Origin of the sequence: Nonomuraea rubra, from assembly GCF_014207985.1 — a bacterium.
GTDB classification, from domain to species: domain Bacteria; phylum Actinomycetota; class Actinomycetes; order Streptosporangiales; family Streptosporangiaceae; genus Nonomuraea; species Nonomuraea rubra.
The window spans coordinates 2,311,484-2,326,175 of the sequence record NZ_JACHMI010000001.1 but is presented as its reverse complement, the minus strand read 5'-3'; the positions used below and the strand labels follow the sequence as shown (position 1 = coordinate 2,326,175).

At 72.3% G+C, this 14,692-nt stretch carries 10 protein-coding genes; 4 read left to right on the top strand and 6 right to left on the bottom strand.

Translation table 11 applies throughout. The features are described 5' to 3' along the window. Positions 1-277 precede the first annotated feature (277 nt). Entirely contained in the window at positions 278-2,983 is a 2,706-nt protein-coding gene (locus HD593_RS10575; RefSeq protein WP_185102000.1) for a helix-turn-helix transcriptional regulator, read from the top strand. A gap of 7 nt (positions 2,984-2,990) precedes the next feature. On the opposite strand, the gene HD593_RS10570 is transcribed toward HD593_RS10575, so the two are convergent. Together HD593_RS10570 and HD593_RS10565 are read right to left on the bottom strand one after the other, a co-directional pair. After that, positions 2,991-3,728: an alpha/beta hydrolase gene (locus HD593_RS10570; protein ID WP_185101999.1), complete on the bottom strand. Its 738-nt coding sequence runs from the start codon at positions 3,726-3,728 to the stop codon at positions 2,991-2,993. 85 nt (positions 3,729-3,813) lie between these two features. After that, entirely contained in the window at positions 3,814-5,433 is a 1,620-nt protein-coding gene (locus tag HD593_RS10565) for a tannase/feruloyl esterase family alpha/beta hydrolase (RefSeq protein ID WP_185101998.1), read from the bottom strand. Positions 5,434-5,729: 296 nt separating this feature from the next. Here HD593_RS10565 and HD593_RS10560 point away from each other — a divergent pair, with 296 nt between their 5' ends. Next, positions 5,730-6,302, top strand: coding sequence for a dihydrofolate reductase family protein (locus HD593_RS10560; RefSeq protein ID WP_185101997.1), 573 nt, complete (start codon positions 5,730-5,732; stop codon positions 6,300-6,302). On the opposite strand, the gene HD593_RS10555 is transcribed toward HD593_RS10560, so the two are convergent. Genes HD593_RS10555 through HD593_RS10540 form a run of 4 tightly spaced genes read right to left on the bottom strand, consistent with a single transcriptional unit; the run spans position 6,299 to position 11,880 of the window. Then, the gene (locus tag HD593_RS10555) at positions 6,299-8,293 is read right to left on the bottom strand and encodes an ABC transporter ATP-binding protein (RefSeq protein WP_185101996.1); all 1,995 of its coding nucleotides are present in this window, start codon (positions 8,291-8,293) and stop codon (positions 6,299-6,301) included. The two genes, HD593_RS10560 and HD593_RS10555, sit on opposite strands and share 4 nt — an antisense overlap. A gap of 15 nt (positions 8,294-8,308) precedes the next feature. After that, complete coding sequence (locus tag HD593_RS10550; protein ID WP_185101995.1) at positions 8,309-9,187, bottom strand: ABC transporter permease; 879 nt, start codon at positions 9,185-9,187, stop codon at positions 8,309-8,311. Continuing rightward, a complete protein-coding gene (locus HD593_RS10545; RefSeq protein WP_185101994.1) occupies positions 9,184-10,143 on the bottom strand; it encodes an ABC transporter permease in 960 nt (319 codons plus the stop codon). Before HD593_RS10545 ends, HD593_RS10550 begins: the two co-directional genes overlap by 4 nt. Positions 10,144-10,146: 3 nt before the next feature. Next, positions 10,147-11,880 carry a peptide ABC transporter substrate-binding protein gene (locus tag HD593_RS10540; RefSeq protein ID WP_185101993.1) on the bottom strand — a complete coding sequence of 578 codons (1,734 nt, stop codon included), beginning with the start codon at positions 11,878-11,880 and terminating at the stop codon, positions 10,147-10,149. 197 nt (positions 11,881-12,077) lie between these two features. On the opposite strand from HD593_RS10540, the gene HD593_RS10535 reads away from it, so the two are divergent. Next, a complete protein-coding gene (locus HD593_RS10535; protein WP_185101992.1) occupies positions 12,078-13,217 on the top strand; it encodes an ROK family transcriptional regulator in 1,140 nt (379 codons plus the stop codon). A gap of 28 nt (positions 13,218-13,245) precedes the next feature. Then, positions 13,246-14,676 (top strand): M81 family metallopeptidase, encoded by a 1,431-nt coding sequence (locus HD593_RS10530; RefSeq protein ID WP_221524713.1) that lies wholly within the window; start codon positions 13,246-13,248, stop codon positions 14,674-14,676. Positions 14,677-14,692 lie beyond the last annotated feature (16 nt).

The following is a 14,692-nucleotide window of genomic DNA, read 5'->3' as shown; positions in this document are numbered from 1 at the left end:
TGGTGCGACTCCTAACCTAGGCTGCGCGAGCCCTGGGACCATACCCGAACGAGCGCGCCACGCTGCAACAGAACGTATACATCGCGGACAGCCCTCCGCCCCGCACGCCGACCGTTCGTCAACGGAGTCTTCTCCCTCCGCTCCTACGCTGCCATGACATGTCCACCACCCCAGAGGCCGCGGCCGCCATCGAGAGCCGCCTCCCACCGGCGCGCCGCGCTCGCCGCCCGCGCGATCCCGGCGGGTCCAGCGAACACGGCGGGAGGCTGAGGCGGGCATGAATCCCGGACAGGCGATCGTGGGGCGGGACGGCGAGCGGGAGAAGCTGTCCGCCTTCCTGGCGGCACCCCAGGGCCAGGCCCTGGTCCTCAGAGGCGAGACCGGCGTCGGCAAGAGCGCCCTGCTCGACCACGCCGCCGCCCTGGCCACCCCCGCCCACGACGTGATCAGGGCCGCCGGTGTAGAGGCGGAATCGGAGCTGCCCTACGCCGGCCTGCACCAGCTCCTCCACCCCCTGCTCCCCCGCCTGTCCGGGCTCGACGACGGGCACCGCGCCGCCTTCGACGTCGCCTTCGGGCTGCGCCAGGGCGGGACGCCGTCGGTCATGTCCCTCGGCATCGCCGTCCTGGACCTGCTGTCCCTGGCCTCATCGGGCGGGCCGCTGCTGCTGTTGCTCGACGACGGCCAGTGGCTGGACGCGTCCAGCATCGAGGTGTGCGGGTTCGTGGGGCGCCGGCTCGCGGGCAGCGCGGTGAAGATGCTGATCGCCGTGCGGTCGGACGTCGGCTCGCGGTTCGACACGGCCGCGCTCCCGGAGCTCACGCTGCCGCCCCTCCCCGACGAGGCCGCCGGGCGGCTGCTGGACCTGCGCCATCCGGGGCTGAGCCCGCGCACCAGGCGCCTGGTCCTGGAGCACGCCATGGGCAACGCGCTGGCCCTCGTGGAGCTGCCGCCGTACGTCGAGGCGGCCGGCTTCGGCTCGGTCCCGCTGTCGCGCCGCCTCCAGCACGTGTACGGCCTGCGCATCGAACGCCTCGCCGCCCCCGTACGCGAGGAACTGCTGCGCGGCGCCCTCGACGGCGTCGGAGCCGGCCAGGGCGGGAACCGCTCCCCCGGCAGGCGCTACCGCATGCGCGACACCGGCGAGGCGATGGCGGCCGGCCTGCTGGACACCGATCCCGCCACCGGCGAGCTCGTCTTCCGGCACCCGCTGGTCCGCTCCACCGTCGTCCAGCTCTCCACGCCGAACCAGCGCCGCGCGGCGCACGCGGACCTCGCCCGGCTGCACGAGGGCGAGGTCGAGCGGCACGCGCGTCACCTGGCGGCCTCGCGGGTGGACCCCGACGAGGAGGTGGCGGCCACGCTGGAGGCGGCGGCCGAGTCGGCGACCCGGCGCGGCGGCGCGGTGGCGGCCGTGGCCTGGCTGACCCGGGCGGCGGAGCTGAGCGAGACCCCGGCCGACCGGTCCAGGCGGCTCGGCGACGCCGCGTTCATCGCGGGGCACGCCGCGCTCCTGGACCAGGCGCAGAGGCTCGTCCGCTCGGATCCGGCGCCGGGCCCGGCCGAGTCCCCCGCCACGGCCATCGCCGCGGCGTACGTGGCCCTGTACGAGGACGGCGACGTGCGTTCGGCGCACCACCGGGTGGCGGCGGCGATCGAGCACCTGGGGGACGACGGCCCCGAGGTGCTCACCCGGCTCGTGGACCTGCTGCTCGCCATCAGCCAGTACGCCGGCGACGCCGGCTCGTGGCACCGTACGGAGGAGCTGCTGCGCGCGCTGGGCGACCGCGTCCACCCGCGCTCGGCCGTCTACCGCGACGCGTGGAGCGACGTGGTCCGCCACGGAGGCGGGGTGGACGAGCGGGTCGAGCGGGCGTTCGCCGACGTGTCGGCCCTGGAGCCGTGGGACGTCTCCCGCCTGGCCGTGGCCGCCTACCACGTCGACACGCTGAGCAGGTACCGCCCGCACCTGCAGCGCGCGGTGGACCGCGAGGTGGAGACCGGCGCCGTGGCGAACGGCATGACCATGCTGCACCTGATCATGCTCGACCAGCTCGCCGCCGGCGAGTGGGACGACGCCGAGCGGACGGGGCGGCGCGCGCTGGAGCTGAACACCGCGCACGGCAACGTGCTGTTCGCCCACCACACCCGCGCCTACCTGGGGCTCCTCGCCGCCGTGCGCGGCCGGCTGGAGCGGGCCCGCGAGTTGCAGGCGGTCGTGGACGCCTGGGCCCGCCCGCGTGGCGTCGGGTTCCTGACCCAGCTCGCGGACGCGATCGGCACGGCGGCGGCCCTCAGCGAGGGCGACTACGAGGCCGCCTACCTGCACGCCATCGGCATCACCCCGCCGGGCTCGTTCGAGCCCTACGCGCACCAGGCCGCCCGCACGCTGCTCGACCTCGTCGAGTCGGCCGTGCACACGGGACGGCTGGAGCAGGCCCACCGGCACTCCCTGGCCGCGCTGGACGCCGGCCTGCCCGGCATCTCCCCCCGCCTGGCCCTGATCACGTACAGCGCGGCGGCGATGACGACCGGCGACGAGAAGGAGGCGGCGGACCTGTACGCGCGCGCCGAGGCCGCGCCGGGCGCCGCCGGCTTCCCGTTCGAGCTGGCCCGCATCCGCCTGGCCCGCGGCGTCCGGCTGAGGCACACCCAGGGGCCCCGGGCGGCACGGCCGTTGCTGGTCCTGGCCGCGGAGTCGTTCGACCGGCTGGGCGCCGTCGGCTGGGCGGAGCGGGCGCAGGCGGAGCTACGGGCCTCGGGCGCGCCCGCCGGCACCGCGCCGTCGCACCTGACGGAGCTGACCTGGCAGGAGCGCCGGATCGCGGAGCTGGCCGCCGGCGGGCTGACGAACAAGGAGATCGGCGAGCGGATGCGCCTGTCCCCGCGTACCGTCAGCTCGCACCTCTACCGGGTCTTCCCGAAGCTGGGCATCACGTCCAGGGCCGCCTTGCGCGACGCCCTGGGCAAGCTCCCCGGCTGACGGCCTGTCAGGCACCGAGGCCCCGTTCGGCGAGCCAGCGCAGGACGTAGTCCGCGACCGCCCGCCAGCCGCTGTCGAGAACCATGGAGTGGCCCCGGTCGGGGAACTGCTTGAGCCCGGTCACCGCCGTCGAGTCGCCGTACAGCTTGTACACCGCGCGGGTGACGGAGTCGGGCACCAGCCGGTCCTCCTGCCCCGAGATCAGCAGCAGCGGGCCGCGGCCGGTGTTGCCCGTGTTCACCTCGGCGCGCGGGTGCGGGCCGCCGCCCAGCTCGGCCAGCAGCCGGGCCGGCGCGGGAACGGCGTGCCGGGCGAAGAGGTGTGCCGATTCCTCCTGGGTGACCGCGTTGGCGAACAGCCGGCGGAACAGCGCCGCGTCGAGCGTCGCGGGCCACGGCTCGCGCGGGACCTGGTTCACGGGGACGGGCGCGATGGCGACCGCGGCCCGCCCGAGGTCGGTGCCGAGGAGGTGCTGCGCGATCAGCCCGCCCACCGAGTGACCGACCAGCACGGGCGGGGTGTCGAAGGAGCGTACGATGCCCGCGTAGTGCTCGGTGAGGGCGTCGAGCCCCAGCTCGCGCGAGCTTTCCGGCTGCCGGCGGGCCTCCGCCGGCGTGGCGGGCTCCCCCGGCCTGAGCGGCGCGGAGACGGCGTAGCCGAGACTGGAGAAGCGCTCCGCCCACGGCTTCCAGGACAGCGCGTGCAGCCACGCGCCGTGGATGAAGACGACGGGAGTGGGGTTCACGGAGCCTCCGGAACACTGGACGTGGCTTCTGACGGGGAAGCCGCGTCCCGGGGCCGCGGCTGGGCGGCCCCGGGACGCGGGACGGTCAGTGCCGGGGCTTCGCGCACCGGTAGCTCGCCGCGTCGGCCTGGTCGCCGTGGCCGGTGTAGCGGGAGACGGACGGGTACAGGCACAGGTTCCTGGTGACCGTCTTGCCGGAGGCGTCCTTGATGGCGGCGCTCAGCGTCCGCGGGGCCTTGCCCTGCTCGACCCAGGCGGTCAGGGCGGCCAGGGCGTCGGTGGGCACGGGGCCGGTGCTGGTGGCGTTGCCGCAGTGGTCGACACCCGGCGCGAGGAACAGCCGGTAGAAGTCGTCGACGCGGTGCGAGCCGCCCATCGCGCGGGCCACCCGCTCGCGGTAGTCCACGGTCCCCTGGGTGGGGATGAGCTGGTCGGACTGGCCGTGCCAGGACAGGAGCTTGCCGCCGGCCTTGCGGAACGCCGACAGGTCCGGGTCGTCGGTGCCGATGATCTGGTCGTATTCGGCCTGGGACTGGGCGAACAGCTTGGCGAAGTCGGCGTAGGTGATCGTGGTCAGGTCGAAGGTGGGCTGGCGCTTGAGCCAGGTGGTGACCCAGGCGGCCGGGACCGGGAACGGGGCGCCGACGCGGGTGCCGTCCGGGCCGGGCTGGGTGCCGGCCAGGTCGAAGCCGGCGCCGATGGGCAGGCCGGCCCAGAGCTTCTTGCCGGACGGGGTGCGCGGGCCGTCCCAGATCTTGCGGACGACGGTGGCGTCGGCGGCGGTGATGGTCTCCTGCTTGCCGTCGCATTCGACGGTCTTGCCGATGAGCTTGCGCGGGTCGTAGGTGCACCGGGCGGGCTCGCCGATGACGCCGTCGCGGACGCCGTCGAGCGGGTCGCAGGCCTTGATGGCGGCCTGGTTGAAGGCGGCGAGTTCGCACGGAGCGGGGTAGGTGTGCTCCTGGTTCATCACGACCTGGGGCCACAGGGTGGCGACTTCGAACTCGTCCCAGTTGATGGCCGGGGCGGTGGCCAGGATGCCGTCGTAGTCGCCGGGGTGGCGCTGGGCCTCCATGTAGCCCTGGCGGCCGCCGGTGGAGCAGCCGTTCCAGTAGGAGTAGGAGGCGGGCTTGCCGTAGACCGTGGCGATGACCTGCTTGGCGACCAGGGTCATCTCGTGCTGGGAGCGGTCGGCGAAGTTCTTCAGCAGGTCCTTGTTCACCTCGCCGTCGCTGGTCAGGGCCCAGGTGGTGTCGAGGTAGGTGCCGACGCCGGCGTCGGTGGTGGCGGCGGCGTAGCCGGTCTTGATCGCGCCGGCCAGGGCGGCGCCGTAGTCGCCGGCGGCGAAGGCGCTGCCGCCGACCGCCTGGAACCGGCCGGTCCAGCCCGTCTCGGGCAGCCAGACCTGCACCTTGGCGTGGTCGCCGACGCCGGGGTGGGTGAGGGTGACGGTGACCGCGCAGTGCGCCGGCACGCCCGGGACGTCCACGCCCGGCAGCGGCGGCACCGGCGGCACGTGCACCGTGCCCGCCTCGCGGCGCTGCGCCGTCACCGATTCCACCGTGGTGCCCGCCGGAGCCTTGACGGAGATGGACGGCGAGCAACTGAACGGCGCGGCGACCGCGGCGACCGCGGCGCTGGTCGGCAGGCAGATCGCCGCCGCCAGCGGCACACCGGCCGCCAGGACGGCCAGAAGTCTTTTCATGAATGTCCCATCACTGGAGTACGCGTGTCGCTGAGCAGCAGGTCCGGCCGGTCCCTGGTGCGGCCCCTACTCTGGCCCGCCAGGCGGGTGCGGCACATCAGTCACATGACGGCCAGAACCGTCGGGCCGGCCCGCCACGCCGCGGCGCCCCGGGGCCACCGGACCACCGTCAAGTGACTGAGGTGGCCGAGCCCGTCCGCGGACCGGAGCGGAAATTTCCTCCGGGTGATGTCGATTCCGGCGGCACGCGATCGACGCGTTGACGAAACCACCTTCGACCACGCTCAGGAGCTGTGATGGGTAACGTGATCATGCACAACGTCGTCTCGGTCGACGGCTTCATCGCCGACGCGAACGACGAGGTCGGCCCGCTGTTCGACTGGTACTACAACGGGACCGTCGACCTCGGCGGCATCGGCAAGGTCTCGCGGGCCTCGGCCGACTACGTCAACCCGGTCTGGTCCCGCATCGGGTCGATGGTCATCGGGCGGCACCTGTTCGACATGACCAACGGGTGGGACGGCAGGCCGCCCACGGGCGACCACGTGGTCGTGCTCTCGCACCGGCCCAAGCCCGAGGGCTGGCACCCCGAGGCGTCGTACCACTTCGTGGACGACGTGACGCGGGCGGTCGCGCTGGCCAGGGAGCTCGCGGGCGAGCGCAACGTCGCCGTCGCGGCGGGCGAGGCCGGCGGCCAGGCCTTCGCCCTCGGGCTGGTGGACGAGGTGGCGATGGACGTCGTGCCGGTGGTGCTCGGCTCGGGCAAGCGGTACTTCGGCTCCGTCGACGCCCAGCACCTGCTGGAGGACCCGCACGTGGTCGTCCGGGGCGACCGGGTCCTCCACCTGCTCTACCGCGTCCGGCGCTAGTCCTTCTCCCTGCGGAGGGGGAAGTGGCAGGCGACCTGGTGGGCGCCGCCCTCCAGGACGGGCTCGGTGGCGCAGACGTCCTGCGCCAGCGGGCAGCGGGTGCGGAAGCGGCAGCCGGTCGGCGGGTCGAGCGCGCTGGGCAGCTCGCCCCGGATGGTCGTGTCCGGGCTGGGCGTGTGGCCGGGGTCGGGCGAGGGCACGGCGTCCAGCAGGGCCTGCGTGTACGGGTGGCGCGGCGCGCGCACCACCTGGTGGGCGGGGCCCACCTCCACCAGCTTGCCCAGGTACATCACGCCGATGCGGTCGGCCATGTAGTCCACCACGGACAGGTCGTGGCTGATGAACACGTACGACAGGCCCAGCTCGCCCTGGAGGTCCCGCATCAGGTTGAGCACCTGCGCCTGCACCGACACGTCCAGCGCGCTGACCGGCTCGTCGGCCACGATCAGCCGTGGCCGCAGCGCCAGCGACCTGGCCAGCCCGATGCGCTGCAGCTGCCCGCCGGAGAACTCGTGCGGGTAGCGCTCCAGCGCCCGGCGCGGCAGCCCGACCTGGTCGAGCAGCTCGCTCACCCGGGCGCGGCGGGCGGCGGCGTCGCCGACCTGCTGGATCTCCAGCGGCTCCGTGAGGATGGAGTCGATGCGCATGCGCGGGTTCATGGCCGCGTAGCTGTCCTGGAACATGAGCTGCACCTTGCGGTGCACGCGGTGGCGCTCGCGCCGGTCCAGGCCGGCGAGGTCGGTGCCGTCCACGACGATCCGGCCGCCCGTGGGGGCTTCGAGGCCGGCGACGAGGCGGCCGACGGTGGACTTGCCGCAGCCGGACTCGCCCACGATGCCCAGCGTCTCGCCGGGCTTGACCTCGAAGGACACCCCGGCCACGGCGCTGACGCGGCCGGCGGTCCTGCGCAGCCCTGCGCCGCCGGCGTCGTACTCCTTGACCAGGTCCCGCACGGTCAGGATCGGCTCGGCGGCGCCGGAGGCGGCCCGCTCGGAGCCGGCCGAGGCCGTGATGGTGACGGGCTCGGTGACCGGGTGCAGGCAGGCGAACGCGTGCCCGTCCCCGGTGAGCGCGACGTCGGTGGTGCGGCACTCGTCGGTGGCGAAGCCGCAGCGGGGCGCGAAGCGGCAGCCGGTCAGCGGCCGTGACAGGTCCGGCGGCAGGCCGGGGATGCTGTAGAGGCGGCCTTCCGAAGCCGATTCCGGCAGGGCGCGCATGAGCGCCTCGGTGTAGCGGTGGCGCGGCGCGCGGAACAGCTCGGCGGTCGTGGCGGTCTCGACGACGCGGCCCGCGTACATGACGGCGACCCTGTCGGCGCGGCCGGCGATCACCCCGAGGTCGTGGGTGACCAGGATGACCGCCATCTTGAACTCCTCGCGCAGGTCGTCGATGAGTTCCAGGATCTGGCGCTGGGTGGTGACGTCCAGCGCCGTGGTGGGCTCGTCGGCGATGAGCAGGCGCGGGGAGCGGATGAGCGCCATGGCGATGACGACCCGCTGGCGCATGCCGCCGGAGAGCTGGTGCGGGTAGTCATCGACGATCTTGTCGGGGCGGGGCATGCCGACCCGGCGCAGGATCTCGATCGCCCGCTCGCGCGCCTGCGCCTTGCTCAGGCCCTGGTGCACCCGCAGCGGCTCGGCGACCTGGGCGCCGATGCGCATGGTGGGGTTGAGCGAGGTGAGCGGGTCCTGGAAGACCATGCCCATCTCGACGCCGCGCACCCGGCGCAGCTCGGCCGCCTCCATCGTGCGCAGGTCGCGGCCGTCGAAGAGGATCTCTCCGCCGACGACGCTGCCGCCGGTGGGCAGCAGCCCCATGACCGACAGCACGGTCATGGTCTTGCCGCTGCCCGACTCTCCCACGATGCCGAGCGTCTCGCCCTGGTGGACCTCCAGGTCGACGTGGTCGAGCGCGTGCACCGTGCCGCGCCGCAGCGCGATGTCGGTGCTGAGGCCGCGCAGCCGCAGCAGCGGCTCGCTGGGAACCTCCATGTACGAAACCTCCTGCTAGCGCCGCCGGAGGCGGACCTCGAAGACGTCCCTCAGCCCGTCGCCGATGAAGTTGAAGGCGAGCACGATGAGGATGATGGCGATGCCCGGCGGGTACAGCAGCCACCAGTGGCCGCTGAAGGTGTCCGACAGGCCGTCGGACAGCATGCCGCCCCAGTTCGCCGCGGGTGGCGGCACTCCCAGGCCGAGGAACGACAGGTAGGCCACGTACAGGATGGCGTCGGCGACCTGGAAGGTGGCGTTGACGATCACGGTGCCGATGGCGTTGGGGATGATGTGCCTGCGCACCGCGCGCCCGCCGGTGCCGCCCATGCCGCGCATCGCCAGGACGTACTCGCGGGTGCGCAGCGTCAGCGCCTCGCCGCGGACCAGCCGCGCGGGGCCGAGCCAGGCGAACGCGCCGATGATGACGATGAGCATCGGCACCGTGGGCGTCACGATCGAGGCCATGAGCATGAACAGGAACAGCGCCGGGATCGACATCATCGCGTCGACCACCCGCATCATCACCGCGTCCACCCAGCTCCCGGCGAACCCGGCGATGGCGCCCCACACGGTGCCCACGACGGTGGCGAGCAGGCCGGCGGCCAGGCCCACCACGATGGACGTCTGGCCGCCCAGCATCAGCCGCCCGAGCTGGTCGTAGCCGACGCCGTCGGTGCCGAGCGGGTGCCCGTCCGTGCCGGGCGTCAGGTAGACCTTGGTCAGGTCGGTGTGCACCTGGTCGGTCTGGTAGAACAGCGGCCCGAGGAAGGAGAAGGCCGCCAGCACCACGAACAGGCCCACGCCGACCAGGGCGAGCCGGTTCTCGCAGAAGACCTCCAGGCCCTGCCGCCACATCCCGCGGACGGGCTGCGCCTCTTCCTGAGTGGTCATGAACGGCCTGCCTTGAGTCGTACGCGCGGATCGACCGCGGCGTAGAGCACGTCCGCGACCAGCGCGCCGAGCACGGTGGCCACCGAGATCAGCAGCGTGACGCCGAGCAGGATCGGATAGTCCCGCTTGAGCGCCGCCTGCCAGAACAGCAGCCCCATGCCCGGGTAGTTGAACAGCCGCTCGACCACCAGGGCGCCGCTGAACAGCGCGGGCAGGTACATGCCGAGCAGGGTGATGACGGGGAACAGGCCGTTGCGCAGCGTGTGCCCGACGATCACCCGGCCCTCCGACAGGCCCTTGCTGCGGGCCGTGCGGACGTAGTTCTCGTTCAGGTTGTCGACCATGGACGAGCGGATGTAGCGGGAGTAGACCGCGACGGTGAGGATCGTCAGCGTCAGCGTGGGCAGCACCAGCCCGGCCGGGTCGGCCAGCACCTCCGCCATCGTGAAGCCCTGCGGGGCCTCGGGCGGCAGCACCGGCCACACCTGCGAGAACAGAATGATCATCATGAGACCCATGAAGAAGATGGGCGTGGCGTACGCCAGCAGCGCCAGCCCGTTGATGGTGTAGTCGGGCCAGCGGTTGCGCCGCACCGCCTGCACCACGCCCAGCGGGACGGCCACCACGACCGCCAGCAGCGTCGAGGCCAGCGACAGCAGCATGGTCTTGGGCAGCCGCTGCCCGATGGCCTCGGACACCGACTGGTTGAGCTGGAAGGAGTAGCCGAGGTCGCCCTGGACCAGCCGCTGCAGGTACATCGCGTACTGCTGCCACAGCGGCCGGTCGTACCCCATCTCGTGGTTGAAGGCGGCGATCTGCTGCAGCGTCGCTTCCTTGCCCAGGATGGCCCTGGCCGCGCCTCCCGGCAGCAGGTGCAGGATCACGAACGTGATCAGCGTCACCAGGATCACGATGACCAGGGCCTGCCCGAGGCGGGTGAGGAGGTACCGGGTCAACGGTCAGCTCTTCCAGGACCAGTCTTGGAAGTACATCAGGTTCATCGGGTCCTGCGGCTCGACGCCCTGCAGCCCCGACTTGTACGCCGAGATCTGGTAGACGGGGTTCGGCATCCACAACACCGGCAGGTCCTTGGCCAGGAAGTCGTTGTACTCCTGGAGGGCGGCGGCGTCGTCGGAGAACTGCGCCTTCTCGATCAGCTTGTCGGCCTCGGGGTTGCTGTAGCTGCCGAGGTTGACGGGGGCGTCGGTCTGGAACAGGCGCTCACCGGAGGCGAAGGCCGGGTAGTACCAGCTGCCCTGCGAGCCGAAGAACGACAGGTCCCAGTCGCACTTGGACTCCTCCGGCTTGCAGGCCGGGGTGACCGCGACGGAGTCGGGCACCTCCTTGATGGTGAGCTGCACGCCGACCTTGGCCATCGCCGACTTGATCTCGGCGAACATCTTGGTGGTCGCGGCGAAGCCGGACTGGCTGGTGACGGTGAAGCTCAGCGGGGTGTCCTTGGCGATGCCCTCGCCGCACAGGGCGGGGTCGGCACAGGTGGTCTGCCCGTCGGGCGTGACCTTCCAGCCGTGGCTCTCCAGCAGCTGCTTGGCCTTGGCCGGGTCGAACGGGTAGGCGCAGCCCTGGCCGGCGGGCGAGCCCTGCTTGGCGGGCACCGGGCCGCAGGTGGGCGCGGCCATGCCGGACCAGATGACCTTGCTGATCGTAGGCTGGTCGATGAGCATCTGCAGCGCCTGGCGCAGGTACGGCTGCTTGAACAGCACCCCGGTCTTGGGGTTGTTGAAGTTCAGCTGGAGGTAGGTGATCGACCACCCGTACCAGGGGGCGACCTTGTACCCCTTCGACTCCAGGTAGCCCTTCTGCGACAGGTTGGCCGGCGGGATGTAGCCGTAGTCGATCTGCCCGGCGCGCAGCACGTTGAACTCGGCGTCGTCGCCGGTGAACGGCCGCAGCACGATCTTGTTCAGCTTGGGCTTGTCGGTGCCCGAGTAGGTGTCCTGCTTGGCCAGCACGACCTCGCCGCTGGGCACGTAGCTCTGCAGCTTCCACGGGCCGCTGTTGGTCTTCCACAGCGGGTTGCTCGCGTACGACTTGGGGTCCTTGGAGGCGGCGGTCAGCTCCTCGAAGGTCTGCTTGGCGTCACCCTTGTCCCAGGCGTGCTGGGGCAGCGGGACGATGCGGTTGAGCTGGTTGCCGACGAACCAGGCCGTGTTGTACGGCTTGTTCGTGGTCAGGGAGAAGGTCTTGTCGTCCTTGACCTTGAAGCTGTCGATGTTGTCGGGGAAGCCGCCGGGCTTGTAGGACGCCCACTTGTCCTTGTTCGCGGTGACGAGGTCCCACCAGAACTGCACGTCCTTGGTGGTGATCGGCTTGCCGTCGGACCAGGTGTTGTCCTTGAGCGTGATGGTCAGCGTCTTGCCGCCGTCGCTGACGGCGGGCGGCTCGGCCAGCGAGCGCTCGGGGTCGACGTTGTCGGCGCTGGATCCGTCGAGCTTGTAGCTGTACAGCTTGCGGTACAGGGCGGTGGAGAAGATGTCGTTCTCGCCCTGGGTGAAGCCGGGTGCCGAGATCGGCAGGATCCAGTTGGGCGTGCGGAAGGCCACGGTCACGGTGTCCGTGCCCTGCGCGCCGCCGCCGCTCTGCTGCGCGCTGCCGCCGGCGCCTCCGCTGCAGGCGCTCAGACCCAGCCCGATGGCCACCACGCCGCACACGATGCGGGTTCTCGTCCCCATGTTTCTCCTCGTCGAGACGTGGGCTGCCCTCCAGGGGCCGTTCAGCCGGAGAATGTATAGAGGTACAAGTGGTAAGTCAATGCGAAAAATCTACTTTGTTCGTGACACTTATTTCGGGATAGAGTCCGCGGCGAAGGCATCTATCGGTGATCGTCTTCTTGCTCGATGATGGTCTTCCTTCCAGGGAGAGGAGAGGCATGCCGGAGGAGCCCGCCAATCTGCGTGAGCAGGCGTTGAGCCTGCTGGCCAGCGGTAAGGCCGTGTCACGCGCGGATCTGGTGGAGATCCTTCAGGTGGCTCCCTCCACCGTCTCCAGCGTGGTGCGGCGCCTGCTGGAGGACGGCACGATCCTGGAGGAGGGCGTGGGCGCCTCCACCGGCGGGCGCCGGCCCAGGATCCTGCGCCTGCGCGAGGACGGCGGCGTCCTCGCGGTGGCCGAGCTGGGCGCCCGCCACGCCCGCGTCGGCCTGTGCTCTCCCTCGGGAGCGCTGCTGACGGCCGAGGAGTTCGCCGTCGACATAGGAGCAGGCCCCGAGGCGATCTTCGACCAGGTCGCGGGGGCCTTCGACGGCGTAAGGTCCGCCCACGCGCCCGGCCGCCGGCTGCTCGCCGTCGGCATGGCGCTGCCCGGCCCGGTGGACTTCCCGCACGGCCGCCTCGTCGGCCCCGCCCGCATGCCGGGCTGGAGCGGCTACGACGTACGGAGCGACCTGCGCGAGCGGTTCCAGGTGACGGCCGTCGTCGACAACGACGCCAAGGCCGCCGCCATCGGCGAGCACGTCACCCGCCGCGACGCTGGCGACATGATCTACGTCAAGGCCGGCAGCGGCATCGGCGGCTGCCTGGTCAGCGGCGCCCGGATCTACCGCGGCGGGCGCGGCCTGAGCGGCGACCTGACCCACGTACGGGTGGCCGACAGCGGCGAGCGCGAGTGCTCCTGCGGCGGCAGCGGCTGCCTGGAGACCGTCGCCAGCGGCGCCGCGCTGGCCCGCGAGCTGGCCGGCCGCGGCCTGCCCGTGGCCGACATCCGCGACGTCATCGCCGCCACCATCAACGCCGACCCGGCCGTGGTCACCCTGGTACGCCAGGCCGGCCGGCTGCTCGGCGTCGCCCTGTCGGGCCTGGTCAACTTCCTCAACCCCGACAGCGTCGTCATCGGCGGCGCGCTGTCGAGCCTGGACGTCTACGTGGCGGCCGTCAAGGGCATGCTCTACGAGCGCTGCCTGCCGCCGCTGACCCAGTCGTTGTCCATCGAGGCGAGCATCGCCGGCCCCGACGCGGCCCTCATCGGACTGGGCCGGCTCCTCCGGGAGACGGCCGATCTCCGTCCCTCCTAGAAAGCCTCCTAGAAAGCACAGCGGTAACGTGTCCTTGCGCATCGCCATCTGCGGCATCCACATCGAGTCCAGCACCTTCTCGCCGCATCTCAGCGGCACCGCCGACTTCGAGGTCACCCGCGGCCAGGCCCTGCTCGGCAGGTACGGCTGGCTCGGCGAGCCGTGGGCGGCCGGGGTGGAATGGGTGCCGATCGTGCACGCCCGCGCCCTGCCCGGCGGCGCGGTCGAGGCCGCCGCGTACGACGCCTGGCGGGCCGAGATCGTCCAGGGCCTGTCCGACGGCGCCTTCGACGGCGTGCTGCTGGACATCCACGGCGCGATGAGCGTCGTCGGCCGCCAGGACGCGGAGGGCGACCTGATCACCGCCGTCCGCTCCGTGATCGGCCCCGAGCCGCTGGTCTCGGCGGCGATGGACCTGCACGGCAACGTCTCGCACACCCTGTTCGCCGGCTGCGACCTGCTGACCTGCTACCGCACCGCGCCCCACGTGGACGTCTGGGAGACCCGCGAGCGCGCCGCCCGCAACCTCGTCGAAGCACTCCACCGGGGCGAGCGCCCGCACAAGTCGCTGGTCCACGTGCCGATCCTGCTGCCGGGCGAGATGACCAGCACCCGCGTCGAGCCCGCCCGCGGCCTGTACGCCCGCATCCCGGACATCGAGGCCAGGCCCGGCGTGATCGACGCGGCCGTCTGGATCGGATTCGCCTGGGCCGACGAGCCGCGCTGCACCGGCGCCGTCGTCGCCACCGGCACCGACGCCGCCGCCACCGAGCGGGCGGCCCGCGAGCTGGGGCAGGCGTTCTGGGACGCGCGCGACGACTTCGCCTTCGTCGCCCCCACGGGCTCCATGGACGAGTGCCTGGACGCGGCGCTCAAGGAGGGCTCGGCCCGGCCGTACTTCATCAGCGACTCCGGCGACAACCCGGGCGCCGGTGGTGCCGACGACGTCACCTACGCCCTGGAGCGGATGCTGGCCAGGCCCGAGATCCGCGACGGCTCGGCCCGCGCCGTCTACGCCTCCCTGTTCGACCCGGAGGCGGTGGCGGCCGTCGCGCACCTCCCGGCCGGCTCGGCCGTCAGCGTGCGCGCCGGTGGCCGCGTGGACACCCGCCCGCCCGGGCCGCTGCTGCTGGAGGGCACGCTGGAGGCCGTGGCCGACGACCCCGACGGCGGGCGGGTGGTCAGCGTGCGCATCGGCGGGCTGAGCGTGTTCCTGACCTCGCGGCGGATGCAGTACCGGCTGCTGGAGTCGTACCGGCGGCTCGGGGTGGACGTGGCCGGGGTGGACGTGGTCGCGGTCAAGATCGGATACCTGGAGCCGGAGCTGTTCGAGGCGGCGGCCGACTGGATGCTGGCGCTCACGCCCGGGGGTGTGGACCAGGACCTGCACCGGCTGCCGTACCGGAACCTGAACCGGCCGATCTTCCCGCTGGACCCGGACGCCGCGCTGAAGGATTGACACCGTCGTTCCTGGG